Origin of the sequence: Labrenzia sp. C1B70, from assembly GCF_000475395.1 — a bacterium.
Classification (GTDB): Bacteria; Pseudomonadota; Alphaproteobacteria; order Rhizobiales; family Stappiaceae; genus Roseibium; species Roseibium algicola.
Genome location: NZ_AXCE01000004.1, coordinates 320,013 through 345,634, shown reverse-complemented (window position 1 = coordinate 345,634; position 25,622 = coordinate 320,013). Strand labels below are relative to the sequence as shown.

General features: G+C 59.8%; 26 protein-coding genes. 16 read left to right on the top strand and 10 right to left on the bottom strand.

Going from position 1 to position 25,622, the window contains the following annotated elements:
• Positions 1-22: 22 nt before the first annotated feature.
• Complete coding sequence (locus tag Q666_RS39895; protein WP_023002622.1) at positions 23-1,153, bottom strand: TIGR03032 family protein; 1,131 nt, start codon at positions 1,151-1,153, stop codon at positions 23-25.
• Positions 1,154-1,376: 223 nt separating this feature from the next.
• Here Q666_RS39895 and Q666_RS39890 point away from each other — a divergent pair, with 223 nt between their 5' ends.
• Positions 1,377-4,898: an autotransporter domain-containing protein gene (locus Q666_RS39890; protein WP_152533281.1), complete on the top strand. Its 3,522-nt coding sequence runs from the start codon at positions 1,377-1,379 to the stop codon at positions 4,896-4,898.
• A 189-nt stretch (positions 4,899-5,087) separates the two neighbouring features.
• On the opposite strand, the gene Q666_RS66175 is transcribed toward Q666_RS39890, so the two are convergent.
• Positions 5,088-5,234 carry a hypothetical protein gene (locus Q666_RS66175; RefSeq protein WP_023002620.1) on the bottom strand — a complete coding sequence of 49 codons (147 nt, stop codon included), beginning with the start codon at positions 5,232-5,234 and terminating at the stop codon, positions 5,088-5,090.
• Between the two features lie 333 nt (positions 5,235-5,567).
• A complete protein-coding gene (locus tag Q666_RS39885; protein ID WP_023002618.1) occupies positions 5,568-6,299 on the bottom strand; it encodes an FCD domain-containing protein in 732 nt (243 codons plus the stop codon).
• Positions 6,300-6,448: 149 nt separating this feature from the next.
• On the opposite strand from Q666_RS39885, the gene Q666_RS39880 reads away from it, so the two are divergent.
• Genes Q666_RS39880 through acuI form a run of 3 tightly spaced genes read left to right on the top strand, consistent with a single transcriptional unit; the run spans position 6,449 to position 8,919 of the window.
• Entirely contained in the window at positions 6,449-7,264 is an 816-nt protein-coding gene (locus Q666_RS39880; RefSeq protein WP_023002617.1) for a DUF2182 domain-containing protein, read from the top strand.
• Positions 7,265-7,274: 10 nt separating this feature from the next.
• Entirely contained in the window at positions 7,275-7,901 is a 627-nt protein-coding gene (locus Q666_RS39875) for a DUF1326 domain-containing protein (protein ID WP_023002616.1), read from the top strand.
• A 25-nt stretch (positions 7,902-7,926) separates the two neighbouring features.
• Positions 7,927-8,919, top strand: coding sequence for an acryloyl-CoA reductase (acuI, locus tag Q666_RS39870; protein ID WP_031270065.1), 993 nt, complete (start codon positions 7,927-7,929; stop codon positions 8,917-8,919).
• 70 nt (positions 8,920-8,989) lie between these two features.
• On the opposite strand, the gene Q666_RS39865 is transcribed toward acuI, so the two are convergent.
• Together Q666_RS39865 and Q666_RS39860 are read right to left on the bottom strand one after the other, a co-directional pair.
• Positions 8,990-9,382, bottom strand: coding sequence for a hypothetical protein (locus tag Q666_RS39865; RefSeq protein WP_023002614.1), 393 nt, complete (start codon positions 9,380-9,382; stop codon positions 8,990-8,992).
• Between the two features lie 519 nt (positions 9,383-9,901).
• Entirely contained in the window at positions 9,902-10,807 is a 906-nt protein-coding gene (locus tag Q666_RS39860; protein ID WP_023002613.1) for a LysR family transcriptional regulator, read from the bottom strand.
• A gap of 98 nt (positions 10,808-10,905) precedes the next feature.
• Between Q666_RS39860 and Q666_RS39855 the strand changes: the two genes are divergently transcribed.
• The 8 genes from Q666_RS39855 to Q666_RS39815 all read left to right on the top strand — a co-directional run bounded on the left by Q666_RS39855 (position 10,906) and on the right by Q666_RS39815 (position 16,645).
• On the top strand, positions 10,906-11,520 hold the full coding sequence (locus tag Q666_RS39855) for an NAD(P)H-dependent oxidoreductase (RefSeq protein ID WP_023002612.1): 615 nt from the start codon (positions 10,906-10,908) through the stop codon (positions 11,518-11,520).
• Positions 11,521-11,804: 284 nt separating this feature from the next.
• Entirely contained in the window at positions 11,805-12,002 is a 198-nt protein-coding gene (gene rpmI / locus Q666_RS39845; RefSeq protein WP_023002610.1) for a 50S ribosomal protein L35, read from the top strand.
• Between the two features lie 26 nt (positions 12,003-12,028).
• Positions 12,029-12,388: a 50S ribosomal protein L20 gene (gene rplT, locus Q666_RS39840; RefSeq protein WP_023002609.1), complete on the top strand. Its 360-nt coding sequence runs from the start codon at positions 12,029-12,031 to the stop codon at positions 12,386-12,388.
• A 210-nt stretch (positions 12,389-12,598) separates the two neighbouring features.
• Positions 12,599-14,029, top strand: a complete 1,431-nt coding sequence (locus Q666_RS39835) for an alanine/glycine:cation symporter family protein (RefSeq protein WP_023002608.1) — start codon at positions 12,599-12,601, stop codon at positions 14,027-14,029.
• Between the two features lie 145 nt (positions 14,030-14,174).
• Entirely contained in the window at positions 14,175-14,702 is a 528-nt protein-coding gene (locus Q666_RS39830) for an MAPEG family protein (RefSeq protein WP_031270064.1), read from the top strand.
• A gap of 19 nt (positions 14,703-14,721) precedes the next feature.
• Positions 14,722-15,378, top strand: coding sequence for a 3'-5' exonuclease (locus tag Q666_RS39825; protein ID WP_023002606.1), 657 nt, complete (start codon positions 14,722-14,724; stop codon positions 15,376-15,378).
• 325 nt (positions 15,379-15,703) lie between these two features.
• Positions 15,704-15,976 carry a hypothetical protein gene (locus tag Q666_RS39820; RefSeq protein WP_031270062.1) on the top strand — a complete coding sequence of 91 codons (273 nt, stop codon included), beginning with the start codon at positions 15,704-15,706 and terminating at the stop codon, positions 15,974-15,976.
• A gap of 348 nt (positions 15,977-16,324) precedes the next feature.
• Positions 16,325-16,645, top strand: a complete 321-nt coding sequence (locus tag Q666_RS39815; RefSeq protein ID WP_152533280.1) for a hypothetical protein — start codon at positions 16,325-16,327, stop codon at positions 16,643-16,645.
• A 15-nt stretch (positions 16,646-16,660) separates the two neighbouring features.
• Here Q666_RS39815 and Q666_RS39810 read toward each other — a convergent pair whose 3' ends face one another.
• Together Q666_RS39810 and ggt are read right to left on the bottom strand one after the other, a co-directional pair.
• On the bottom strand, positions 16,661-18,046 hold the full coding sequence (locus Q666_RS39810; protein WP_023002603.1) for a multicopper oxidase family protein: 1,386 nt from the start codon (positions 18,044-18,046) through the stop codon (positions 16,661-16,663).
• Positions 18,047-18,153: 107 nt separating this feature from the next.
• Positions 18,154-19,749, bottom strand: coding sequence for a gamma-glutamyltransferase (gene ggt / locus Q666_RS39805; protein ID WP_023002602.1), 1,596 nt, complete (start codon positions 19,747-19,749; stop codon positions 18,154-18,156).
• 134 nt (positions 19,750-19,883) lie between these two features.
• Here ggt and Q666_RS39800 point away from each other — a divergent pair, with 134 nt between their 5' ends.
• A complete protein-coding gene (locus Q666_RS39800) occupies positions 19,884-20,315 on the top strand; it encodes a heme-binding protein (RefSeq protein WP_023002601.1) in 432 nt (143 codons plus the stop codon).
• A 190-nt stretch (positions 20,316-20,505) separates the two neighbouring features.
• Here the strand turns inward: Q666_RS39800 and Q666_RS39795 are convergent, their stop codons facing one another.
• Both Q666_RS39795 and phaR read right to left on the bottom strand, forming a co-directional pair.
• Positions 20,506-21,006 (bottom strand): GNAT family N-acetyltransferase, encoded by a 501-nt coding sequence (locus Q666_RS39795; protein ID WP_023002600.1) that lies wholly within the window; start codon positions 21,004-21,006, stop codon positions 20,506-20,508.
• A 19-nt stretch (positions 21,007-21,025) separates the two neighbouring features.
• Positions 21,026-21,616: a polyhydroxyalkanoate synthesis repressor PhaR gene (gene phaR / locus Q666_RS39790; protein ID WP_023002599.1), complete on the bottom strand. Its 591-nt coding sequence runs from the start codon at positions 21,614-21,616 to the stop codon at positions 21,026-21,028.
• A 295-nt stretch (positions 21,617-21,911) separates the two neighbouring features.
• Between phaR and Q666_RS39785 the strand changes: the two genes are divergently transcribed.
• Positions 21,912-23,093 carry an acetyl-CoA C-acetyltransferase gene (locus tag Q666_RS39785; RefSeq protein ID WP_031270058.1) on the top strand — a complete coding sequence of 394 codons (1,182 nt, stop codon included), beginning with the start codon at positions 21,912-21,914 and terminating at the stop codon, positions 23,091-23,093.
• A gap of 120 nt (positions 23,094-23,213) precedes the next feature.
• Entirely contained in the window at positions 23,214-23,942 is a 729-nt protein-coding gene (gene phbB, locus Q666_RS39780) for an acetoacetyl-CoA reductase (RefSeq protein ID WP_023002597.1), read from the top strand.
• A gap of 47 nt (positions 23,943-23,989) precedes the next feature.
• On the opposite strand, the gene Q666_RS39775 is transcribed toward phbB, so the two are convergent.
• Positions 23,990-24,733, bottom strand: a complete 744-nt coding sequence (locus tag Q666_RS39775) for a DUF3299 domain-containing protein (protein WP_023002596.1) — start codon at positions 24,731-24,733, stop codon at positions 23,990-23,992.
• A gap of 139 nt (positions 24,734-24,872) precedes the next feature.
• Between Q666_RS39775 and Q666_RS39770 the strand changes: the two genes are divergently transcribed.
• The gene (locus Q666_RS39770; protein ID WP_023002595.1) at positions 24,873-25,514 is read left to right on the top strand and encodes a septation protein A; all 642 of its coding nucleotides are present in this window, start codon (positions 24,873-24,875) and stop codon (positions 25,512-25,514) included.
• Positions 25,515-25,622 lie beyond the last annotated feature (108 nt).

Sequence of the window (25,622 nt, the reverse complement as noted above, 5' to 3'; positions counted from 1 at the left end):
GCGCTCTGATGCGAAAGTTCAGCTAAGGGCTGACTGGCCTCTCATTGTCTTCGACATCGACGGTAACAAGGTTCATCAATTCCTCGCTTCCGAACCCAAGTGACATGGGGCAAGTGACACCGGGGAGGACGCCGATATCATAAAGCTCGGCGACGGCACCGTCGATACGGAACCATTCCACACAGGCGCCGGTGTCGAGGTCGATGACCTGAACACCGCACCAGGGCTCCGAATCGGCAACCCTCAGCCGTTCATCGAGCGCCAGGCCCTCGAAACGCTGGTAACGTGGTTTGGAGAGCCCCACGAACGCATAACGACCGTGGAAGGATAGGCCGCGCAGGAAACCGGGGCAGAAGGTGAGCGGTTCGAACCGTCCCTCGCTGTCGCCGTCAGCGGGGACTATTGACCCGAGCTCACCGGTGCCTGAATTCAAGAGCCACAACCGGCCGCGGTACCAGCGTGGGGAATGCGGCATGGAAAGTCCCTGGCAAACGATCCGGCCGGTTTCCACGTCCACCACAACGCCGCCGTCGGCGCGCCGGTCTCGCCAGCCGTCAATCGTGTCGGACCGGCTCACCGCCGTGACAAAGGCCGGCCTCCCGTCCCTCATCGCCATACCGTTCAGATGGCAGCGGTCTTCGTCGACGATCCGGCTTACGAAGGGCGGCGTCCAGACCGGTCTGAAGCTGTGTCGCTCGGATATTGTCGACAGACAGTTGAACCTCGTATTTACGAACAGGATGCGTCCGTCACGGTCGATGCCCAGATCATGTGCATCGAGGGCACCGGTGACATGAGCAGCGCGCGGCACGAAGCAGGCATCGAATGTGTCGTTGATCCGCTGGTTCGGTTCAAGCACGTTTTCCAGCCGCACGATTTCCGACAACGTGGCCAGGTGAATGGTTCCGCCGCTGACATGAATTCCCATGGCTTTGCTGAAGAACTGCTCGTTGACCATCAGTCCACCTTCCGGATTGCGGCCAAGCAGATAGAACTTGCCGGATTGGTAGGACGAAAAGGCAACCGAGATCTTGAGCGAGGCGAGAAGGCCAACGAGGCCGCCTGACATCGAATAGGTGACGCTTGCTGGTTCATCAGCCCGGGTCTCGCGAATACCGACCGGCAGGTTCCTGTCTTCAGTCGGCATCAGCATCCCGCTTCCATTCGGGCCGAGCTCGCCACAGGCATAGCATTAACCATCTATCATGCTCTTTTCGCAGCACAGTTTTTGTCTGAAGGCATCTGTTTTTGAATATGTCGAATCAAAGCATTAACCAATCCGGGAGCAAGAATAGCAGTAATTCGTTTTGTCCTGTTTCGATTACTCGCGATTTGTCGACCGGCAAAGGTCGGCAGTCACCGGAAAGACCCGTTGCATGCGTTCCTTCCCCAAGTCCGCAGTACAAAGGCAGCTTATGCTGACCTCGGCGCTCGCCGTCCCTGTCGTCTTCGGCTATGCGGGGCGCCAGGCCTATGCCGCCTGCAGCGCACTAGGCGGTGGCACCTATCTGTGCTCGGGCACGCTGAGGACCACGCAAACCATCAACGCAGACAATGCCGACGTCACCATGGCATCAGGTGCCTCCATCGACACAACCGGCGGCACCGGTAACGCCATCACCGTGACCGGAAACGGCGCCCTCAGCTTCATCAATACGACCGGAGGCCTCATCCAGGGCGAAGAAAACGCCATCGATGTCAGGTCGACAGGTGACGATGGCGCAATCAGGGGGGCGGTGACCATCAATGTCACCGGGGACGTCAGTGCCGTGAAAGGTTACGGCATCAATGCTCTCAACGAGTCAGGGTCGAGCGGGTCGATCACCGTCACCGCAGCCGGCGTCACCAGCGCGACAAAAGACGGCATTTATGCGCGCAACCGTACAACGGCTGGCCGCGACTTGACGATCACGACGACCGGTACGGTCTCCGGCAAAAAGAACGGCATTAATGCACGAAACGACGGCACTGGCCGACTGACCGTCACAACCGCCGACGTTGCCGGCGGGTCGGGAAGTGGCATTTTGGCATGGAACGAAGGGACAGACCTCAGCGTGCGTGCGACAGGCACAGTTACCGTCACAGGTACCGGCTCAGGGCACGACACAAGAGCAGGAGTCGTTGCTCGCAATTACGGTTCCGGATCCCTGACAATCGAAACTGTCGATGTCTCGGCAAGCGGCGGCAGCGAAGTCGATGGCATCTTCGCTGACAACGCGTTTGGCACGGACCTGTCCATCACCGCCACGGGAGCCGTCACTGCTGAAAACAACGGTATTACTGCGACGAACCGAGGGAGCGGCAGCCTCTCCATTACCGCCGCAGATGTCCGGGGCAGCAAAAACGATGGCATCTATGGCCTGATTGAGAGCACTGGCACCAACCTGTGGATCACCGCCACCGGTGGAGTGTCGGGCGGGCGATACGGAGTATTCGCCAAGAACGAAGGCAGCGGCGTGGTGACAGTGACCACCGCAACGGTGACGGGCGGGGCAAAGGACGGCATATACGTTCGAAATTCGGCCAGCGGGACGGATATTACGATCACCGCGAATGGTCCCGTTACTGGCGAGGAAAGAGGCATCTACGTCCGCAACGACGGTACCGGAAATACAACTCTCACGGTCACCACTGCTGCTGGGGTGAAGAATTCCGGCATTCTGGCCAAGAACTTCAATTCCGCTGGGGACCTGACGATCACTGCAACAGGTGCGGTTTCCGGTGCCTCATCAGGTCTCTATGCCAGAAACTTCGGCACCGGCGCGCTCAGGATCACGACCTATGACGTTGAAGGTTTCGACGGTGATCACCCAAAAAACACGGCCAACGGCATCAATGCAGAGGCCCATGGTACGGGCCTTACCATCACCAGCTCGGGTACCGTGAGCGGCACCAGGAGCGGTATTGCCGCCAGGAACATGGGAACCGGTTCCGCAACGATCAGCGCGGTGAACGCCACCGGAGGCACCACCGAGGGTATCTATGCCCTCAACAGTTTTACCGGCACGGACCTGACCGTAACCTCGACCGGCCGAATCTCCGGAGCCACCAACGGCATCAGGGCCCAAAACGACGGCACGGGAACCACCTCCGTCACTGCACATGACGTCTTCGGAACAAATAACGACGGTATCTATGTACTCGGCGCAAGCACAAGCGCCGACATCACCATTACCGGTTCGGTCTATGGCGGACGGAATGGCGTCGGCCTGGGCGTGGCCGGCCTCAACACGATCACCATCACCGGGACCGGAGCTCTCAGCGGCGGCGACAAAGCAATCAACACGACGGTGAATACGCCTGTCAGCGACGACACTGTTGTCAACTATGGAACGGTCACCGGCGACGTCGACCTGGGCGGTGGCACCAATTCCTTCGACAACAGATCAGGTGGCCTCTTCAAGAGTGCTTCGACCGTCAATCTTGGCGCCGGCAACACGCTGACCAACGAAGGCGACCTCTCACCCGGCGGCACCGGAACGATCCAGACAACGGCACTGACCGGCAATTTCGTCCAGACCAGCAGCGGGACTTTTTCCGTAGACATGAACTCGGAAGCCTCGACGGTCGACCGGATCAACATTTCCGGAACGGCGACGCTCTCAGGCAACGTGAAGGTTAACCCGCTGAACCTGGTCGATCCCACCAAGACCCTGACTATCCTGTCAGCGGCAGGCGGTGTCACCAACAACGGGTTGACCGCCAGAGACACCGTTGTGGTGGACTACACGCTCGTTTTTCCCAATGCGACAGACGTGGCAATCGGCAACCAGTATATCGACTTCACACCCGTTGCTCCCGACGGCACATCGCAGCTCAGGACCCAAAACGAGCGCAATGTTGGCGCCAACATGAACGCAATCTACTCTGACGGCGGCGGCGCCATGCACGACCTGCAGTTGGAACTGATGAAGATCGAGAGCATCGAGGCCTACCAGAAAGCCTTGGACCGGCTGCACGGCGAACATTATCTGGTTCAGGTCGGGGCGGCGATTGGCAGCCTTCACAATTTCCGTGAATCCCTGTTGTCATGCCCTTCCCGGCTCGATGGCGTCGCGGTTGCAGCCGCCGACGACTATTGTCTTTGGGGCCGGGTCCAGGGCCATAGGGTCGATATCCGCCAAACCACGTCAACGATCGGCGGCGGAGAGACGAGTTACGGCTTTTCCGGCGGCCTCGAGGTGCCACTCGGCGACGGCATGCGGGTCGGTGTCGCCGGCACGGTAGAAACCAGCGAGCTTTCCACCAACAATTCAGGCACATCCGACGGCATGCGCTACACAATCGGCGCGAAGTTTGAAAAGACCTGGGGCGCGCTGGAGGCAAGTCTGGGTGGCTATGGCGGCCTGGCGCAATACGACACCGATCGCCAGGTCGGTCTCGGCTTTGGTACCGCCAGCAGTGATCAGACCATCTCGTTTGCCGGGATCGTCTCCCGGCTGTCCTATGCGTTCGATACCGGTACATTCCGCGTCGTGCCGATGGTCGACGTCGCTGCGACCCGGGTAGGCTTCGGCGATGTTCGGGAAACGGGAGCCGGATCCGCCAACCTCACCATATCTGGGAGCAACGACTGGATTCTGACAGCAACACCTGCTGTTGGTGTCATGGGCACGTTACATGAAAGCCCCGGTTACAGGATAAATGGCTCCATGAAGACGGGTGTCAGCTTCTTTTCCAACAATGACTACCGCATCCATTCACGCTTCACTGAAGCCCCTTCGGGTGTTCCTAGTTTCGTAACCACGACCAAACTCGATACTACGGTCATGAACCTTTCCGCCGCACTCGAACTGCAGAAGGCCTCCGGCACTTCCTTCAAGCTCGCGTACACCGGCAGTTTCGGAAGCGTGAGCCGGAGCAATGGCGGTTACCTGAGGGCAATCGTTCCATTCTGAAAGCAGGCATGGCCTGACTTTTTCATGACAATGGCGGGATTGCAGGCTGGCAAATGTGACACGGCCGAACAACGCTCGCTCAAGGCCGGATAAAAAGCTACGCGCAGGGTATGCAGCCGAAGCAGGTTTCATAAAACAAGTCTGAGCGCGCAGGCAAAGGGCGCCTGCGCCGGACGTTTGTTGGTTGCCTTACGGCGTGACTGGCGTGTGCAGCGTCGTGACCGGGATGCCGGTGGCGACGGAGCCATCGGTCAGGGCATGGCTGGGGTTGGCGGCCTTGGTGGCGGCGACACCGGCGAGGATCATAGCGACGACGGCGATGCTCCAGAATTTCATGGCACTGCTCCCTATGGTGAAGAGCGCTCCTGCCGCGCAGGCGCAAGCTCTGTTCAGACCTGTACGCCCGGCCAGGGGTGACCGGGCGTACAAAAGCCGACCTTTTCAAACAGATGGCGCATCCGGTGACCGTCTCGGCAGACGTGGGAGGCAAATTCGCCACGATTCGAACTTCGACTTTCGTCTATATTAGACTTTAGGATGAGATTGAACAATGCCGTAGAGTTACTTATGTGGCAAGTCTCTGACATGACTTGGCTTTCAGGCTTGGGCGCGGCGGAAATCGCCTTCCAGCTTCGCATGGATAAGGACAGCCATCCCTGAAAAGGGGCGTTATGCGCTGCGCGGCTTGCGCCTTTGCGCCGCCAGTTCCCGCGTATAGGCCGACAGGGCGTCCAGATGCTGCGCGGCAGCGACGCTGTCGCGCGCGGCCAGCGCATCGGCCAGGGCCTGATGCAGATCGGCGATCCGTTCGCGGTCGCGCAGGCGGTAGACCAGCATGTTCATGAGTGGCTGCATCGCCTCGAAGGCGGCCGACAACTGGAAAACTAGGATCGGGTTGTCCGTTGCCCGCGCCACGGCCGAATGAAAGGCGACGTCCGACGCGCAAAAGTCCTCGTCGCTTGTGTCACGGTTTCTCTGCCGGGAAATTTCGCGTGCAAGTTCGGACAACTGTTCGTCGGTGCGTTTTTCCGCCGCCAGGGGCAGCGCGGCAGCTTCCAGCGCAAAGCGGGCCTCGATGGCGTCTTCCAGCGGAATGTCGTTCATGCCAATCAGGAGCCGCGTGGTCGTCATCAGATTGTCCTGAGCTTCGGCCCAGGTCATGCGATTGACGAAAGCCCCACCGGAAGAACCCCGCTCGCTGCGGATAAGGTTCTGGGCGGCAAGCCGTTTCAAGGCCTCGCGTACAGTCGACCGCGACACACCGAAGCGCTCCGCCAGATCGGCTTCGCTCGGCAGGCGTTCCTCACCGGCAAGGCGGCCTTCGAGAATGGCATTGCGGATGGCATTGGCGATCTGGACCGAAAGGCCCTCTTTTTGAATCGTGTTGAATTCAATCGCCAAAAGAACCTCCGAATTTTCGCCTGAACCCCAGCAAACCTAAAGAGACGACCCGACACGGTCAAACAAATTGTTTAAATGTCTGACAATTAAATGTTTGACTTTTAGAGACTGCCCCCGCAGCCTAGGAGAAAATTTATCGGGAGGATCGGGTGGACACCGTTGCGCGGCTCATGCCTGGCCACAGAGCGTTCTGGCTGACCTTTTATGCCGCCATTCTGGCTGCCTGGGCCGTCCTGTTCGCCATGCAGGCAGACGGCCTGAGGGAAACCTCGGACTGGCAGCTTACCGGGCTACCCATGGGGCAGCCGCTGGAGGCATTCCTGTCCCTGTGCTCGGCTACAGCCGCCAATGCCGGCTTCGGGGTCGCCGTCCTCATGTGGGCCCTGATGGCCCTGGCGATGATGGCACCAACAGCCTTTCCCGCTTTTCGCACCTATGCGCAGCTGACACAGACTGCCGCCGCAGGCATCTTGCCGCTGGCCGCGCTTGTGGGTGGGTATCTTGCTGTCTGGCTCGGATTTTCGCTTCTGGCCGGCTCTCTTCAGGTCTGGCTGGCAGGACAGAACCTGCTCGATACATTCGGCAAATCCATTTCCAACCCGTTGAACGCAGCCCTGTTGCTGCTGGCGGGGGCTTATCAGTTCAGCCGCCTCAAGCAGGCCTGCCTCAGCTCCTGCCGGAACCCGCTGACCTTTTTCTTCAGCCATTGGCAGCCGGGGGCCCGGGGCGGGCTGATGCTTGGCCTCAGACTTGGCGCCGTCTGCCTTGGCTGCTGCTGGGCCTTGATGCTGCTCGCGTTTGTCGCCGGCACCATGAATCTCGCCTTCATGGGAGGCGCCATGGTGCTGATGACACTGGAAAAACTTCCCGACATCGGTGCGAAACTTACCGCGCCGGTCGGCGTTTTCCTCATTCTGGCCGGACTGGTCGTTCTGGTTCTGCCGTTATTACCAATAACCATATAGGGAGAAAATCATGTCCGGCTGGGCCATCAGAGGAGAACTGATCCTCAACTGCAATTGCACCGTCTTCTGCCCCTGCGTGGTGTCGCTCGGCAAACACCCGCCCACAGAGGGTTACTGCCAGGCCTGGGCCGGGGTGCGCATCGACGAAGGCCACTATGAGGGCGAGGACCTCTCCGGCCTCAACGTCGGCCTCGTTCTGGAAATTCCGGGCCTGATGGCCCGCGGCAACTGGAAGGCCGCTGCCTATATCGACGAGCGCGCCAGCGAAGCGGCCTATGACGGATTGATCAAGATCTTCTCCGGACAGGCCAAGGGCACCACCGGCCTGTTCCGGGTTCTGGTCAGCGAGTTTCTGGGCGCCGAACGCGCTCCTGTCTCCTACACCAACGAAGGCAAGAAACGCCGCCTGATCGTCGGCAAGGCGATCAAGGGCGAAGTGGAGCCTGTGCGCGGCGCCAATCCGGACGAGGATATTGTCGTCAAGAACACCGAATACTGGATGGGTTCGGACATTACGGTCGCCACCGCCACGCAAGGCCGCGTGCGCGCTTACGGCAGGGTCTGGGATTTTGACGGCAGAAGTGCTGAAATCTGCCAGATCGACTGGTCCGGCCCGGCGGCGGAAGCCGCCGCCTGAAACCGAAGAGAAAAGGGAACAGCTCATGACCTTCAAGGCACTGATTGTCGACAAGGACGAAGACGGCAAAACCCACGCCTCGATTGAGAACATCGACGTGAGCCGGTTGCCGGAAGCCGATGTCACCGTTGCCGTCGAATATTCCACACTCAACTACAAGGACGGCCTGTGCCTTGGCCCGGGAGGGGGACTGGTTCGAAACTATCCGCATGTGCCCGGCATCGACTTTGCCGGAACCGTCGAGGAAAGCTCCGACGACTGGTACAAGCCGGGCGACAAGGTGGTGCTGACCGGCTGGCGCGTCGGCGAAGCGTGGTGGGGCGGCTACGCCCAGAAGGCACGGGTAAAGGGCGAGTGGCTCGTCCCATTGCCGGAAGGTCTGACCACGCGCAACGCCATGGCGATCGGCACAGCCGGCTTCACGGCCATGCTTGCGGTCATGGCGCTTGAGGAGCACGGTCTGAAGCCTGAAAACGGGCCGGTGCTGGTCACCGGTGCCGCTGGCGGCGTCGGCTCCGTCGCAACCGCCATTCTGGCCAATCTCGGCTACGAGGTTGCCGCCGTCACCGGACGCGAGAGCACCTGGGATTACCTGAAGTCTCTTGGCGCCGCCCGCGTGGTGCCACGCGATGACGTCGCCGAAACGGTCAAGCGCCCCCTCGAAAGCGAAACCTGGGCGGGCTGTATCGATGCTGTCGGCGGTCCGATGCTCGCACGTGTTCTCGGCCAGATGAAATACGGCGCATCTGTTGCAGCCGTCGGCCTTGCAGGCGGCGCCAATCTGCCGGCAACCGTCATCCCGTTCCTGCTGCGCGGCGTCAACCTGCTGGGCATCGACAGCGTTATGAAGCCTTATGACGGCCGCCTGAAAGCCTGGGAACGGCTGGCGAAAGACCTGCCGATGGACAAGCTGGAAGCGATGATCCACCCGGCGACCCTTGAAGACCTGCCGGCGCTTGGTGCCGACATCCTGAAAGGCCAGGTCAAGGGCCGTGTCGTCGTCGACGTGAATGCCTGAGACAATTCCTTGCCCGGGTGGACAATGCGTCTGCCCGGGCGAATTTCGTCATGGAAATGAATGCAGATCTTCAGGCAGCCGCAGCTTTTTCCTGTAGGCGCATGAAATCGCGATAAGGCACCGGCCTGTAGCCAAAAAGCAGGTAATCGACCTTGTAGTGGTCGATCAGTGCCACATAGAGATCTTCCGCAATATCGACCACTTCAGTTTGCGGGTTCGCGTTTTCCCGTGGCAACGGCTTCTGGATATCGAGATCCTGCGCGAGCTGGGAAAGATCCATGTTCTCGAACCGGATCAGATAGTCCGGCGCCTTGTTGGAATGCATGTGCATCGTGTACTTGAACTGCGGCGGCACCACGAAGATCTGTTCGTTGAACATTTTCCGGAAGAAGGTCAGCGGGTCCCAGGTTGGCAGGTCAGGATACCGGCTGCGGAAGCTTCCGACATATTTTTCCCGGGTCATGAACCTGTACCCGGACAAGGCCCGGTCGATCGGATCTCGTATAGCAACAATAACCCTGTAGTCATTCCAGCATTCTACAGGCGTATTTGTCGTCGGGAATCCGTGATTCCAGACTTCGTCAAAGCCAAGCCAATCTCTCAGGCTCGTACCAGCTACTTTGGGATTGTGTACAAAAACAATCTTTCGATCGTGGCATATGTTGGGATTCATATCCAAGGTTGTCCGAATTATTGTTCCGTAGCCTCAAAACAACATATTCACGACCTGATTCTCAAGAAAGAAATGTATTATGGGACAAAGTTTTACACTAAATAACACGTAAAGATTGAATATGGCGCCTTTCTTAGTGAAATTGCCATAAATGAATAAACTTAATCGTATACATCAGTTAATAGATTCAGAAACACGATCAAACATCATGAATATTTGAATTCATAAATATTCCTTGAGGTAAAAAATCTTCTTCATTTCAATAAATTGGATAAATTATCTCAAAAGAACAAATCCTCTGATGTTTAATCAGTTCCCGGAACGTCCGAACTCTGTCTTCAGAAAATCGATCATCACCCGCACCTTGAGCGGCAGATAGGCCCTGCTCGGATAAAGGATCCATGCGGCGGTTTCGAAGTTCGCCGCAGCACACGTGTGGTCGGGAAAGAGATCGACCAGCCTGCCGTCTTTCAGGTCGCTCGCAATCAGCCAGTCGGCCAACAATGCCGGACCAAGGCCAAGCCTGGCTGCTTCGCGTAGCGCAAGCGCGCTTGAAATTGTCGTTCTGCCGGACACTTCCACATCGAAGGGCGCGTCATCCCCAAGCCTGAAGCGCCAGGCATTGCGAAAATCCGGCAATGCAAAACACAGGCAATTTCGGGCAGACAGGTCACCCGGCGCTTCCGGATGCCCTTCCCTTTCAAGATAGTCCTGCGAGGCCACCACCCGGTAATGGGTTTGCAGCAGCTTTGTGGAAATGAGATCGCCTTTCGGCGCCGCAGCCAGGCGGATAGCAAGGTCCAGTCCTTCGGCCAGTAGATCGAGATTGCTGTCGGAGGGAAAAAGCTCGACCGAGATATCCGGATACCGGTCGTGAAACACCGGCAGAAGCGGGACGATTCCTTCCAGCACGAAAGCAACCGACGCCGTCATGCGCAAGGTTCCCCGTGGCTGCTGGCTTCTGGCGGCAATGTCCTCGTTCGCCGCCTCGATCTCCTCCACGAGCGGCGCAACCCGCTGGAGATAGGCTTCGCCCGCCTCCGTCAGCGACAGCTTGCGCGTGCTGCGCTGGAAAAGTCTCTGACCAAGCTCCCGCTCGATTGCAGAAACCGTCCGGGACACATTCGAGGCATCGAGATCCAGCGCCCGCGCGGCAGCTGCCAGGCTGCCAAGGTCGCGGACGAGCAGGATTGTCTTGAGGGCTTGCAGATCCATTCATGCAGAATAAGCACGAATATCCTGCGAGCCACAGTGTTTTTCCTCCACATGTGCAGAAATAACCTCCGGGCATCATCCAACCAGGAGATACCCGCATGACACTGCTTCTGCGCATCAATTCCAGTTCCCGCCAGACCGGCTCGCACTCGACCGCCATTGCCGATCATTTCGAGGCAAGCTACCGCCGCAAACATCCCGACTGCCGCGTCATCACGCGAAATGTTGCCGATGGCTCCATCCCGATCATCGGCCAGAAGACCATCGAAGGTTTCTATACCGAGCCCGCCTCCATGACCGCAGACCTGAAGGAAGCGACAGCCCTTTCCGACAAATTGATCGCCGAACTTCAGGAAGCCGACACCCTGCTGATTGCCGCGCCGATCTACAATTTCGCAGTTCCCGCGGCGCTCAAGGCCTGGATCGACCAGATCGTTCGTGTCGGGCACACATTTTCGTTTGACGGCAACAGCTTTCAGGGACTTGCAAAAACCCGGCGCGCGGTGGTGATTTCCGCCTATGGGGCCGAAGGCTATCTTGACGGCCAGCCCTTTGCCGCGGCCAACTTCGTGCAGCCTTACCTCAAGTTCCTGTTGTCGTTCCTGGGCGTTGAGGATATCCGCTTCATTGCCGTGCAAGGCACCGTCGCCGATCCTGAAAAGGTCTCTGCCAGCCTTCTGGCCGCCCGGCAGGAATGCGATCTGGCTGCCTGATCGACCTTGCTGGCGCACACCGGTCTCCGCGGCCACTGCTTTTGCCGCGGAGGACCGTGCCGCAGATCTGGCCGAAACCGCCAAAAAAGGCGCGCGAACCGGTTGCATTCCAAGGAAAGCTCCCATATAAGCGCCCGGTCCAGAGTCGTCCGGCTCGTCGTGGACTGGTTTTCTGTGTTCTTGCGCAGACCGTTTTCGACAACCGAGGGCATGCCGTGTCGGCTCTGAATGCACCAACAAAAGAGTATCCGTTCTGAACGGATGCACCAAGGAAAGGATGCAAAATGCCCAAGCTGAAAACGAAGTCCGGCGCCAAAAAGCGCTTTAAAGTGACCGCGACCGGCAAGGTGAAGACCGCGCAGGCCGGCAAGCGTCATGGCATGATCAAGCGCACGAACAAGTTCATCCGCAACGCCCGTGGCACCACCACGCTGAGCGACCAGGATGCAAAGATCGTGAAGCAGTTCCTGCCCTACGCATAAAGCCAGCCCCGAAGGAGATCACCTAAATGTCACGCGTCAAACGGGGCGTTACCGCCCACGCTCGCCACAAAAAAGTAATCAAGGCAGCAAAAGGCTATTACGGCCGCCGCAAGAATACCATCCGCGTTGCCAAGCAGGCCGTCGAGAAAGCCGGCCAGTACGCTTATCGCGACCGCAAGGCCAAGAAGCGCAACTTCCGTTCGCTCTGGATCCAGCGCATTAATGCGGCAACCCGCCAGCACGGCATGACCTATGGCCGCTTCATCGACGGTCTGAACAAGGCCGGCATCGAAGTCGACCGCAAGGTTCTGTCCGACCTCGCCATCAACCAGCCGGATGCCTTCAAGGCCCTGGTTGATCAGGCTCAGGGCGCTCTGGCCGCTTAAGGCAGGCTTCCCGATCCGATTTGAAAAACGCGGTTCATTCGAGCCGCGTTTTTTGTTGCCTGGTGGCTGCCTATCAACCCGGCAATTCAAAGCTGCATTTTCAAGCACCTCTCTTTTTTATTGCAAACCCCGGAAATTGAAGCCTACCCTTCCGGTTCCGATGAGGCTGACCCTTCGTCAGCCTTGCGGAAAACAAGGAGGGTTGGATCCATGCAGCTTGTCGAGGCGTTCTTCGCCCTAATCGGCGACCTGACCTGGGGGTGGGCACTCATCCCGTTTCTCGTCGTCATTGGCATCTTCTTCACGGTCGTTACCGGTTTCGTTCAGCTACGCTTCTTCTTGCGTATGTTCCGCGTATTGTCTTCCAAGAACCAGTCGGGTGATCCCAACGCCATCTCTGCCCGCGAAGCCCTGCTCCTGTCTGTCGGCGGCCGGGTTGGCGGCGGCAATATCGCCGGTGTCGCAGTCGCAATCACCCTCGGTGGACCCGGTGCGGTCTTCTGGATGTGGGCCGTTGCCCTTGTCGGCATGGCAACCAGCCTGATCGAGTGTTCTCTCGCCCAGCTCTACAAGCGCTCCACGGGTGACGGCACTTATCGTGGCGGCCCCGCCCGCACCATCATCCATGGCCTTGGCGCCGATTACCGCTGGCTTGCGGTGCTTTATGCACTCTGCCTCATGGCCTCCTTCGCCTTCGGCTTCAACGCCTTCCAGGGCAACACCGTGGCGGGCGCCGCGGAAGAAAGCCTCGGCATCGGCCGGCTGTGGACGGGCATAGGCCTGACCGTGCTGACCGGCCTGATCGTCTTTGGCGGCATCCACCGCATTGCAAAGGCAGCGGATGTCATCGTGCCGATCATGGCCGTCGGCTATATCGGCATGGCGCTGGTGATCATCCTTCTCAACATCACCGAGGTGCCCGGCGTCATCTATTCCATCGTTCTCAACGCCTTCGGCCTGGAAGAAGTGGTCGGCGGCGGCATGGGCGCAGCCCTTGCGCAAGGCCTGCGCCGCGGGCTGTTCTCCAACGAGGCCGGCCTCGGCTCGGCTCCCAACGTTGCCGCGACGGCGGAAGTCCGGCACCCGATCAGCCAGGGCATCACCCAGTCCTTTTCGGTCTTCATCGACACGATGATCATCTGCACCTGTACGGCGCTGATCATCCTGCTCGGCGATGTCTATGCGCCGGGTGCAGAAGGCGTTGACGGCGTCGTCCTGACCCAGCAATCGCTTGCCTCCCACCTCGGTGGCTGGACGAGTTATTTCCTGACCGGCGCAGTGCTGCTCTTCGCGTTCAGCTCCATCATCTACAACTACTACCTCGGCGAAAACGCCCTCAGTTCGATGACATCCAGCACAATGGCCTTGCACGTTCTCAGGGTCGCCGTGATGGGCGTCGTGTTCCTGGGGGCGACGGCACCGAATGCAACCTCGGTGTTCTTCTTCTCCGATCCGCTGATGGGCGTCCTGGCGGTCGTCAACCTACTGGCTCTGATGATGCTGTTCCCGACAGCCAAGCGGATCCTGGACGACTTCAAGAGCCAGCTTCGGGAAGGTGTCGCCCGACCGGTGTTGAACCCTGACAACTTCGCGGATCTCGACATCGACCGCAGCGCCTGGACCGGCAAGGCGCCGGACTGACGGGCTCATAAGACGATCTCTTGCACTGGCGCGGCCTCCTGGTCGCGCCAGTCTGTCTGCGCCGGGGCCTGCCAACGCTTTTCTTTTAAAGCCCGGTGTGGTCCTGTTCCCGTGTCGGTTCAGTCAGCAAAAGCGAGGCAGCAGGTTGCCCCTGACAGCGAAACAACATGGCGTCATGAAGGGCATGATTGCGGCGGTAATCGTCGCGGCCACCGGGCTTGGCCTTGGCGCCGTTCAGTATCCGCAGGACTGGCTGCCGGACGGCTCGCCGCAAGCCCGCCTTACGCTGGCAGCGCAATGTCTGCTGGCCGGCGCTTTCTGGCTGCTTTTGTCGATAGGCCTTCTGGCGCGGCATCGCTTTTTCACACCGGAGGATATCGACGGCAGCGGACTGACCTCAGGCACCGAAAAGGCCAAGGTGTTGCAGGCCGTGCTCCAGAACACGCTGGAACAGACCACGCTGGCCGCCCTTGCTTACATCGCATTCGCAGCACTTGCCCCGGCCGGGTATCTCGGCGCCTTGCCTGCCGCCGCGCTCCTGTTCTGGTGCGGACGCGCTCTGTTCTGGAACGGTTATGAAAAAGGCGCTGCCGCCAGGGCCTTCGGCTTTGCCCTGACGTTCTATTCAACCGTTCTTCTGTTTCTGGCCGCCCTCGCTTTTTCCTTCTTTTGATCGGACGGACCTCTTTTTCATGCATCACGTGATCATTTACGACTGCGAATATCTGACCGCGCCCGGCGCCATGAGCCGGCAATGGTGCGGTCCGCTGGATCCGGATCCGAATGTCGCCCAGATTGGCGCGGTGAAACTCTCGCTCGGGGGCGGTTATGACATTCTCGATACATTCAATGTCCTGATCAAGCCGAGGGACAGGTTCGGCAGGCACCCGAATGTAGATCCTTTCTTCACCGAGCTGACCGGCATTACCCAGGCGGACATCGACCGCGAAGGCATTGCCCACGCCGACGCACTGGAAAAATTCGCAGCCTTCGCAGAGGGGGCGAATTTCTGGTCCTGGGGCAAGGACGAACTCACCCTTCTGGCGATCAGTTCCTATATCGAAGGCCTGACACCACCCATCCCCGCCCACCGCTTCGGCAACGCCATCGGCCTGATCTTGAATGCGGGCACCCCCGTTGAGGATATGGGCAAAATGACGAGCGGTCGTCTGGCGGAGTATTTTGGCCTCGAGACGTCGGACGGGCGGCAACACGACGCTCTCGACGATGCCATGTCGGTTGCCGTGAGCCTGCAGCATCTTCTGAGGAGTGAGAAACTGACCGCCGAAGACTTCGCTCTGCCACTCGCGGTCCGGCTGCCAGAACTGTCGGAACACCGTTCAGCTTGAGTCCTCCCCCCGCAGGTCAAACCTGATTCCCTTTGCCGTCAGGACTTGACCCTGCCTGCAACGGGCCGGTTCCGGTTACCACCGCTATCCCCGCTTCCCACTGAAAAGTGTCCGGTTTTGCGTCACTGCATTAACGATTGTTAATGCGGATCGGCGGTTTTCTGCGGACAAAAAGTTAACAAGAGGTTAACGTGGCACGGTGATTGCGACGTTTCAGGTGAGGCAGCCTTGGGCGTGCCATTCTGAAACAATGAGGCGTTAAATCGTGCGAGTTAACCCGGTTTCTTCTGCAGGTCGTGCCAATGTGAGGCGGAAGCGTCCCTCCGTGGGAGAGACGGAATCCGAGCGGCAGGCGACCTTTGACACGTATCTCCCCGTTCCCGTGGAACCGGAGCTTGAGCGCGAGCAGATTGCCTTCAGCGCGCGCTACCGCCCGAACTCTATTTTCCTCGCCCATCTGATCGCGACGCGAGATGGAGAGCCCCAGACAAGGTTCCGCAGGCAAACAGAGCCTCTCACCGGCGTGAACTCCTATCGGGCAACTGCTGCTCTGCCACGCCAGCGCCCTGCCGGCCGACTGCTCAAGACCGAGCGCTAGGCCAACCTGTTTTAAAGTTCCAGAAGTACCACTGGAGACCTTCAACCCGGGGCATTGCTCCGGGTCTTTTTTTGGTTTGCCCGAGCATGCTTCAGGTGAGGATCAAGGAGGGGCATATCACCCGGACTGCAGAGGCTGGAGACAGAAGCACCGCGGCAAAAGAAGGCACCGGGAACAAATTCTGCTGACAACCGTTACCTCTAGACAGCAGCGGGCAAACCCTTCACCCGTCAAAGTGTGACGCGCGTCACATTTTTCTGTTGTCAGAGACCCTATATTGAAAAACAGATCCGGACTCCCCGGACCTCCGAAAGACTGGTCACGGACTGGCCCACCCCGGAGACTGAAATGCAAGTAAGACCCGTATCGGCCATCCATCCCATGCGTATCCGGCAGAAGCCGGTAACCGCTCCGACTGAAAGAATCGGCTTCGGTTCGACCTCAAATGGTCAGTTTGGCGCTCTGGATGCCGTCCCCGCACATCTCGCCGCACAGGCTTCTCAGCGTGACGCCTATTACGGCGCTCATGCCGAATATGCCACTCAGCTTCTGGCCGGAGACTCGTTTGACGAGCAGACCTGGCTGGAACGCCGGCAGCATGTCGCGCAATATGCATCCGCCGCCGAAGACGGCGACGAACGCTCCTACACGATCTCCCTGTCTGCCTGACCTGTCGGAAAACGCTCAGGCTTCTACACGCAGGAAACCGGCCAGGCCGGTTTTCTGGTGTTCGATCACATGACAATGGAATGCCCAGTCGCCCGGATTATCGGCAACCAGGGCCACTTCCATGGTTTCTTCTTCCAGAAGCAGCGCGGTATCCGTCACCAGCGGCGGCAGCTTGCGCTTGTTCGACCGCAGCAACTGGAACGACATGCCGTGCAGATGGATCGGATGATCGTTCGGTGATTCGTTTCGGAAGCGCAGGATGTAGGACTTGCCGTGCCGCAAGGTCGCCAGCGGATCGAATGGCCCCGGCACATCCCCGCCCCAGGCCACCCGGTTGATCGACCAGAAGGTATAGCCGAGCGAACCACAGATGCTGGCCTGCGGCGCATCCCCGCCCGGAGACCAGCCGAACACGAAATCCAGAACCTCGGCATTGGCAAGGTCTGCCTGTGGCACAGGGTTCGGCTTGAGTGGCTTCAGTTCTCGCAGGTCCCTGCCCGCTGACGCGCCCTTGGGCTGGAACGTCGCCAGCACCTTGTCGCCATTCGGCTTTTTCAGAACAAGCTTGGCGACCTCGTCTTCACTGTCCGGCACACGCAGGGCAACATCAGCCCGCTGGCCGGGCGCAAGCACGATTTCGTCCATCGCCACCGGCTGCGGCAACGGGTTGCTGTCGATTGCGATCACCAGCGCCTCGGCACCGGAAACTGTATATCTGCCGACCCTTGTGAGATCGGTGACAGCCAGACGCAGACGCACGAGAGAGCCCGCGGCAAGTTCATAAACGGGCTGTGGTTGCCAGTTGACCGTCGAAACGGTTCCGAGCGTGCCGCCTCGCGCGGCATTGCGAGGCTTGTAGAAGGCAATGAACTGGCCGTCGCCCCCAAGCCGGAAATCACGAATATTCAGTGGCAGGTCGCTGTCGAAGCCGGCATCTTCCTCGTCTTCCACCACGATCACCCCGGTCATTCCCCGGGCGATCTGTTCCAGCGTGTTGCAGTGCGGGTGGTACCAGAAGGTGCCGGCGTCAGGCGGTGTGAACTCGTAACGGAACGCGTTTCCCGCCTCGATCGGATATTGGGTCAGATAGGGTACGCCATCCATGTTGTTGGCGATCCTGAGCCCGTGCCAATGCACCACCGACGCTTCATCAAGCGCGTTCTTCACGTCGATCGTGGTGGTCTGCCCCTTGCGGAACCGCAGCACCGGTGGCGGACCACTGGGGCTGAAGCTCATCATGTCAGCCGTAACCGTTTCCGGCAGCACGGAATGATTGAGCCTCGAAAGGGTCAGGCTGTGCTCGGCGGCCAGTGCCTGCCTGGCACCAAGTCCACCGGCTGCAAACGCCGTCAGCGCGCCGGCGCCGCCAAGCAGGATCTCCCGCCTCGAAAATCCGGGCATATTGAAAACCTCATATGATTATCGGCGCGTCCAACCGCACCAAACACCCGTGAGGCGGCGATCACAAGGTTCAAATTGACGCGGTCAGGTGGCCGGCCGAAGCCTGGTCAGTAGCCTCCGGCATGCCCGTCCTTGCGTGGATCGGAGCCTGCGGTCAGCAAGTGCCGGGCCTTGTCGATCATGATGGCCTGGGACCCGCCGATCGGGCCGGACGCCGGAACGACGGAATGGCCCAGCGCGCGAAGGCCATCCAGCGTGGACGGTGGCACCAGTCGTTCCGCCTGCAGTTCGTGGCTGGCGATGTCGAAGAACATCCGCGGGAAGTCGATGGCGGCCTGAACATCCATGCCATAGTCGATGATGTTGGTCAGCACATGTGCATGGCCACAGGCCTGGTAGTGGCCACCCATCACGCCGAAGGACAGGAACGGCGCGCCTTCTTTCAGCACCATTGCCGGGATGATCGTATGCATCGGCCGCTTGCCGCCGTCGATGGAATTGGCATGTCCCGGCTCGGCCCGGAACGAACTGCCACGGCAATGCAGCAGCACACCGGTTTCCGGAGCGACAATGCCGCTGCCGAACCCGCTGAACAGGGAATTGATGAAGGAAACCGCAAGTCCGTCCCTGTCGACGATCGTCAGGTAAACCGTATCCGTCTGCGGAGCCAGCGCACTTGCCGGGACCGAGTCCATCCGCTTGGTCAGCGACACCTGCCGGGCAAGCTGGTCGATATAATCCGCGCCGATCAACCGTGTATGGCAGACATCCATATAGCCCGGGTCGGTGATGAATTGCTCCCGGACGCCATAGGCCAGACGCGCGGCTTCCATTTCCAGGTGGAAACGTTCCGGACCGAGCGGATCAAGGCTTTCCAGGTCGAACTGTTCCAGAATACCGAGCATGATCAGGGCAACGATCCCCTGCCCGTTTGGCGGCAATTCGGCCACCGTGTGGCCCTTGTAGTCCCTCAACACCGGTGACACCGCTGTCGTGTGGCAAGCGGCCAGATCGTCCTGGGTCATCAGCCCGCCGCGTGACTGCAGCGCGCTCACGATGTCGTCGGCAACCGGGCCAGAATAGAAGGCATCCGCCCCGCCCTCGGCAATTGCCGCGAGAGTGTCTGCCAGACGCGGGTATTTCAGAACCGTGCCGGTTTTGGGTGCTTCGCCCTTGATCAGGTAGCGCGCGGCCGAAACCTCGTCGGCGCGCAGCTTGTCGACATCCCCGGCCCAGTCGCGCGCAACACGCGGGGCAACCGGAAATCCGTCGCGGGCATATTGAATTGCCCGCTTGAACAGGGACTTGAAACTCTTGGTACCATGCGCCTTCAGCAACGTTTCCCAGGCCCGAATGGCACCGGGTACGGTCACGGCATGCGGCGACGTGTCGGTGATGTCCTTGACGCCAAGCTCTGCAAGCTTTTGCGGTGTCGCGGCCCGCGGGGCTGCGCCCGAGCCATTGAAACCCGTCAGGCGTCCATCCGGCTCCATGACAATGGCAAAACAGTCGCCGCCGATACCGGTCATATGCGGTTCGACAACACATTGAACGGCAACTGCCGCGATCGCGGCATCAACCGCATTACCACCTGCCTGAAGCACTTCCAGAGCCGCGCTCGTTGCCAGCGGATGAGAGGTCGCAGCCGCTGCTTCGCGTGCAAAAACCGGGGACCGGCCCGGGGCCTGAAAATCACGCTTCACTGAATTCCTCCTGGCCGAAGTGTCTTTCTTTCCGAATCGCAGCAATAGCTTCTCGGGAATGCCGCCTATTCGCCAATGCCATGTTCTGTTAGCAAATCGGTATCGCGGTCAGCACCTTAAGGAGAAGTGGGAAAATGCGCAAACTGACATTATCAACGGCAGAGACCATCATTTCTGCCGCTTTTGAAAAAGCAGCCGAGCTGAATCTGAAACCGCTTACCGTTGCTGTCCTCGATGCGGGTGGTCATGCCATCCTGCTCAAGCGGCAGGACGGATCCTCGATCATGCGTCCGCAGATCGCCACGGGCAAAGCGATCGGTGCACTCGCCGTCGGCACCGGCACAAGATGGCTGAACGCCAATGCAGAGTCCCGTCCGCATTTCGTCAACGCTCTGAACGGCGTTTCCGGCGGTGCCATCGTACCGGTGCCCGGCGGCGTTCTGGTGAAGAACGACGAAGGCGAAACCCTTGGTGCTGTCGGCATTACCGGCGACACGTCCGACAATGACGAAGCCTGCGCAGTCGCCGGCATTGCCGCTGCAAGCCTGGTTGCCGACTGCGGCTGAGGGAAGGACCGGATCTGCCTTCTTTCAAGAAGCCTCACCTACCCTTCACCTCATCCTGAGGAGGGCCGATAGGCACGTCTCGAAGGATGGGCTGCAAACACAAGAGCAAGCGGCCCATCCTTCGAGACTCGAGTGAGCTCGCTCTTCGGGATGAGGCTTTATTTTGACGGCGGTCCGGGCTGACGCCCGTTCAGACCGGCCCCAGGGCCTTGCGATAGATATCCAACGGCCCCGAAGCCGATTGAAGTGTTTTGACCTGCTGCCAATCCCGTCTGAGGACGAGCGACCCGGCCGTTGCCGTTGCAGTCAGAATTTCCGGAAATCCGATCCCGGCGGCTTCCCGTTCTGCGGCAGCGATCAGCTTGATGCCGATACCTGCTTTCCGGAAATCGCGATGCACAAGCAATGCGGTCAGCCAGGCGCCGGGATAAAGGTCCGACCCCGGCGAGGTATCGCGCAGGGAGACCGTTCCCAACGGCCTGCCATCTCCGTCCAGCGCGACCAGACAGCGCGGCAGGCAAGCATTTGGCAGAAGGCACTTTTCCAGATCTTCCCGCGCATCGCCGGGTTGCCCCGGGCCATACCAGTCGGCCCATTCCTCGACAAACCACGTCTCGAGGATTTTCAGCAACACGGGATCATCGCCAAGCGCAATGATGGCGACGGTCATGCGGTCCGGATCACGGCTCATTGCAGGTCGCGTAAACGCCTCAGGACTTTTCGCTGAGCTGGTTGATCTTTTTCTGCATGTCTTCCAGCTGGCGCTTCATGTCGTCGAGATCGTTCCCGCCGGACTTTGCCGGCTTGGCCTGGCTCGCCGGGTTGGCAGTCGCAGCCGGATCTCCCCCTGCGGCCGGAAAGGGCATGAACATCTTCATGGCCCGCTCGAACATCTCCGTGTTGCGCTTGACCTGGTCCTCGATGGCCTCGAACGCCGTTGCGCCGAAAGCTTCGCTCATTTGCGAACGCAGCTTTTCCTGCTCCTTGGTGAGCGAGGTCATGGAATATTCCAGGAAGCTCGGCACGAGGCCCTGCATGCTGTCGCCGTAAAAGCGGATCAGCTGGCGCAGGAACGTGACCGGCAGAAGATTCTGCCCCTTGCCTTCCTGTTCGAAAATAATCTGGGTCAGGACCGACCGGGTAATATCCTCACCGGACTTCGCGTCATAGACGACAAAGTCCTCCTCCCCCTTCACCATCACCGCCAGGTCCTCAAGCGTGACGTAGGTGCTGGTGCCCGTGTTGTACAGGCGCCGGTTGGCGTATTTCTTGATGATTGTCGGCTCGTTGGTCTTGGCCATCCGTGAATTCCGCCTATCAGCCTTGTGGCTAGTTTCCCATTTGACGACAAGGCTTTCGCAGGCCTGTCATCTCCTCCGTGTAAGAGACTAAGCCAATCGTATCGGATCGTGCCAGCCTTTTTATGTGCGCTGACGAAAGGATTATACCGCAAATGCGAAAACAGGCCTTCGATACGGAGTGTTACGGTTGACACAAATCTCAGCGCAGTTTCTAGTCCATGCATAATAAGCATCGACAGGTGCCCCTGCGGCACCAGTCCACTACGGTCAATTGGCCTCAAGTCTGGAGAGTATGATGAGCGCTTTCACCGATATCGTCATTGTCAGTGCGACCCGCACGCCCGTGGGGTCGTTCAATGGCGCCTTTGCCAACACCCCGGCGCATGACCTCGGTGCCATTGTCATGAAGGCGGCCATGGAACAGGCCGGCGTCGAAGGCGGCGACATCGACGAAGTCGTGTTTGGTCAGGTTCTGACGGCCGGTCAGGGCCAGAACCCGGCGCGTCAGGCTGCCATCAAGGCAGGCATTGCCGATAGTGCGACGGCATGGACGCTCAACCAGGTCTGCGGTTCCGGTCTTCGCACCGTTGCCATTGCAGCGCAGCAGATCATTTCAGGCGACGCCACCATCATGATGGCAGGCGGCCAGGAAAACATGTCGCTGTCGCCGCACTGCGCCCACATGCGCGCCGGCTACAAGATGGGCGACTACAAGATGATCGACACCATGATCAAGGACGGCCTTTGGGATGCCTTCAACGGCTACCACATGGGCCAGACCGCCGAGAACGTCGCCGAAAAGTGGCAGATCAACCGCGACCAGCAGGACGAGTTCGCAGTTGCTTCCCAGAACAAGGCGGAAGCTGCCCAGAAGGCCGGCAAGTTCAAGGACGAGATCACCGCGGTAACCCTGCAGGAACGCAAGGGCGAGCGCGTCGTTGCCGATGACGAATATATCCGTCACGGCGCCACGCTGGAAAGCGTCGCCAAGCTGCGCCCGGCCTTCACCAAGGACGGTTCCGTGACCGCCGCCAACGCCTCCGGCATCAACGACGGTGCAGCCGCCATTCTGGTGATGAGCGCCGCCGAAGCCGAAAAGCGCGGCCTGAAGCCGCTCGCACGCATCGCCTCCTGGGCAACTGCGGGTGTCGATCCGGCAATCATGGGCTCCGGCCCGATCCCGGCATCGCGCAAGGCGCTTGAAAAAGCCGGCTGGTCCGCTGCCGACCTCGATCTCGTGGAAGCCAACGAAGCCTTCGCCGCTCAGGCTTGCGCGGTCAACAAGGACATGGGCTGGAACCCGGACATCGTCAACGTCAACGGCGGTGCGATTGCCATCGGCCACCCGATCGGCGCGTCCGGGGCTCGCATCCTGACCACCCTGCTGCACGAAATGAACCGCCGCGACGCCAAGAAAGGCCTTGCAACACTGTGCATCGGCGGCGGCATGGGTGTCGCCATGTGCCTGGAGCGCTAAGCCGCAAAGGGAAAGAAGGATCATGGCCGGGCCTCCGGCCATGATCGGGAACAGCAAACAAGACTGAATTGATGTCAGAGAGCCCAAAGGGCCCGGAACTGGAAGTCAGGAGGAAGGGGAATGAGCAAGGTCGCATTGGTCACGGGTGGTACGCGCGGTATCGGCGAAGCAATTTCGCGGGGTCTGAAAGACGCAGGCTACACCGTGGCGGCCACATATGCCGGCAACACCGAAAAGGCCGAAGCCTTCAAGGCCGAGACCGGTATCCACGTCTTCAAGTGGGACGTTTCCGATCCTGACGCCTGCGCGGCAGGCATTGCCCAGGTGGAAAGCGAACTGGGTCCGGTGGAAGTGCTGGTCAACAATGCGGGCATCACCCGCGACGGCATGTTCCACAAGATGAGCTTCGAGCAGTGGCGCGAAGTTCTGTCGACGAACCTCGATTCCATGTTCACCATGACCAAGCCGGTGATCAACGGCATGCGGGAACGGTCTTCGGGCCGCATCATCAACATCTCTTCCATCAATGGCCAGAAGGGCCAGATGGGCCAGGCGAACTATTCCGCGGCCAAGGCCGGCGTGATTGGCTTCACCAAGGCACTGGCGCAGGAAAACGCCTTCAAGGGCATCACCGTCAACTGCGTCTGCCCGGGCTACATCAACACCGACATGGTTGCCGCCATGCCGGAAAAGGTGCTGCAGTCGATCATCTCGGGCATCCCGGTCGGCCGCCTCGGCCATCCGGAAGAAATCGCCCAGACGGTGGTCTACCTGGCGTCCGACGCCGCCGCCTTCATGACCGGCGCGGTGATGACCATCAACGGCGGCCAGTACATCGCCAACGGCTGAGCCCAAAAGCTCAATCACAGGAAAAGGCGCCCGTTGTGGCGCCTTTTTTATGGGTGCTTCCAGGAGTTTTCCGGAACGGGCCCCTTGAAGAACTTCCAGATCCGGCTCATCGGGTCCGGGGTGGTCTCCTCACCCAGGCTTTGGGCGCCTGTGACTTCCATCTCGAACGCCGCGATCATGTCGACCTGACCGTCCAGAAGCGTGATTTCCTGGCGGGTCGTTTTCAAGGACAGTCGCCCGGTTAGCCGGACCGGTTCATAGACATACTCCGCCCTCCAGCCTGTCGATAGCCGGTACCGGATCATCTGGTTGGGATCGGGCGCCGGCATGTGGCTGCACATGCCCTGCTCGGGAACAAGGTAGCCGGCGATTACCTCATCGCTGCCGGGTTCCTGCACGGGGATCACATACCCGGTAATCTCGATGTCCCTCCCGGCCAGAGCCTTGTTGCCGGCAAGCGACGCAGCAGCTCGTTTCTTCGCAACCTCGAAGCGTTGCGACAGCAATTTGTCCGTCGGCACGCCGGCCGCTGCAAGCTGGGCTTCTTCCTGCTGAAGACGACGTTTCAGCGTTGAACGATCCGCGTCAGTCTCAGCCGTCTCGTCCAACTGCTGGCGAAGCCGCAGCACCGTGCCCAGCGACCGCAGCTCTGTGCCGCTGAGCGCGGCAAAGGGGTCCTCATAGGCTGCAGCCCCCGGATCCTTGAGCTGGTCCCAGCGAACAGGCGTCGCCGCGAAGGCAGAGACCGTAAACAGCAAGGTGGCCGCGAGGCACAGCATCCAACGTTTCATCTTCACGCTTCCCGGTGCCTCTCTACTGGCCCTGAAATTTTCCGGCTCTATTTTCCGAATCGGACCGGGGTCCTTGACCCTGGCACCCTCCATCACCTATGTCCGGAAGCAGACTTCCTGAACAGGATAACGGAAAAACATGGAATTCGAACACGCCCCGAACGACCCCACCCGCAAGGAACTTTCCCCGCTCCTGAAGCTGGCGCTGGAATTGGGACCGCTCGGCGTGTTCTTCCTGTTCAATGCCCGCGGCGAACAGATCGCGGCGGCCTTTCCGGTGCTGCAACAGGTCGGCAAGCCAATCTTCCTGGCAACCGCCGCCTTCATGGTGGCCATCAGCATCTCGCTGGTCGTGTCACTGTGGCTGACGAAGCGCCTGCCGATCATGCCGCTGGTGTCCGGCGCGGTGGTTCTGGTTTTCGGCGCCCTGACGCTGTGGCTCCACGACGAACTGTTCATCAAGCTGAAGCCCACCATCGTCAACTGCCTGTTCGGCACGGTTCTGCTGGGCGGATTGCTGTTCGGCAAGGCGCTGCTCGGCTACGTCTTCGACAGCGCCTTCCGGCTGACGGACGAAGGCTGGCGCAAGCTGACATTCCGCTGGGGCGTGTTCTTCTTCGTGCTTGCCGCGATCAACGAGATCGTCTGGCGCAGCTTCTCGACCGATTTCTGGGTCAGCTTCAAGGTGTTCGGCATCATGCCGATCACCCTTGTCTTCACCCTGACCCAGCTGCCTCTGATCCAGAAACACGCGATCGTCGAGGACGGCAAGGACGCCTGACCCCTTCGGTCCTGCCCTGCACCGTTAATTCGGACAAATGCAGCGAAGCTCTGCACGCCGATCCGGCAACCGGATATCGGCGTGAGCAAAGCGAACCCATTCTCCTCA

Excerpts from the sequence above, each read along its gene's own strand:
- Q666_RS39895 (WP_023002622.1), bottom strand. The coding sequence starts at position 1,153 with ATGCTGATGCCGACTGAAGACAGGAACCTGCCGGTCGGTATTCGCGAG.
- Q666_RS39890 (WP_152533281.1), top strand. The coding sequence starts at position 1,377 with ATGCGTTCCTTCCCCAAGTCCGCAGTACAAAGGCAGCTTATGCTGACC.
- Q666_RS66175 (WP_023002620.1), bottom strand. The coding sequence starts at position 5,234 with ATGAAATTCTGGAGCATCGCCGTCGTCGCTATGATCCTCGCCGGTGTC.
- Q666_RS39875 (WP_023002616.1), top strand. The coding sequence starts at position 7,275 with ATGTCCGGCTGGGCCATCAGAGGAGAACTGATCCTCAACTGCAATTGC.
- acuI (WP_031270065.1), top strand. The coding sequence starts at position 7,927 with ATGACCTTCAAGGCACTGATTGTCGACAAGGACGAAGACGGCAAAACC.
- Q666_RS39865 (WP_023002614.1), bottom strand. The coding sequence starts at position 9,382 with ATGACCCGGGAAAAATATGTCGGAAGCTTCCGCAGCCGGTATCCTGAC.
- Q666_RS39860 (WP_023002613.1), bottom strand. The coding sequence starts at position 10,807 with ATGGATCTGCAAGCCCTCAAGACAATCCTGCTCGTCCGCGACCTTGGC.
- Q666_RS39855 (WP_023002612.1), top strand. The coding sequence starts at position 10,906 with ATGACACTGCTTCTGCGCATCAATTCCAGTTCCCGCCAGACCGGCTCG.
- rpmI (WP_023002610.1), top strand. The coding sequence starts at position 11,805 with ATGCCCAAGCTGAAAACGAAGTCCGGCGCCAAAAAGCGCTTTAAAGTG.
- rplT (WP_023002609.1), top strand. The coding sequence starts at position 12,029 with ATGTCACGCGTCAAACGGGGCGTTACCGCCCACGCTCGCCACAAAAAA.
- Q666_RS39835 (WP_023002608.1), top strand. The coding sequence starts at position 12,599 with ATGCAGCTTGTCGAGGCGTTCTTCGCCCTAATCGGCGACCTGACCTGG.
- Q666_RS39825 (WP_023002606.1), top strand. The coding sequence starts at position 14,722 with ATGCATCACGTGATCATTTACGACTGCGAATATCTGACCGCGCCCGGC.
- Q666_RS39815 (WP_152533280.1), top strand. The coding sequence starts at position 16,325 with ATGCAAGTAAGACCCGTATCGGCCATCCATCCCATGCGTATCCGGCAG.
- Q666_RS39810 (WP_023002603.1), bottom strand. The coding sequence starts at position 18,046 with ATGCCCGGATTTTCGAGGCGGGAGATCCTGCTTGGCGGCGCCGGCGCG.
- Q666_RS39800 (WP_023002601.1), top strand. The coding sequence starts at position 19,884 with ATGCGCAAACTGACATTATCAACGGCAGAGACCATCATTTCTGCCGCT.
- Q666_RS39795 (WP_023002600.1), bottom strand. The coding sequence starts at position 21,006 with ATGAGCCGTGATCCGGACCGCATGACCGTCGCCATCATTGCGCTTGGC.
- phaR (WP_023002599.1), bottom strand. The coding sequence starts at position 21,616 with ATGGCCAAGACCAACGAGCCGACAATCATCAAGAAATACGCCAACCGG.
- Q666_RS39785 (WP_031270058.1), top strand. The coding sequence starts at position 21,912 with ATGAGCGCTTTCACCGATATCGTCATTGTCAGTGCGACCCGCACGCCC.
- phbB (WP_023002597.1), top strand. The coding sequence starts at position 23,214 with ATGAGCAAGGTCGCATTGGTCACGGGTGGTACGCGCGGTATCGGCGAA.
- Q666_RS39775 (WP_023002596.1), bottom strand. The coding sequence starts at position 24,733 with ATGAAACGTTGGATGCTGTGCCTCGCGGCCACCTTGCTGTTTACGGTC.
- Q666_RS39770 (WP_023002595.1), top strand. The coding sequence starts at position 24,873 with ATGGAATTCGAACACGCCCCGAACGACCCCACCCGCAAGGAACTTTCC.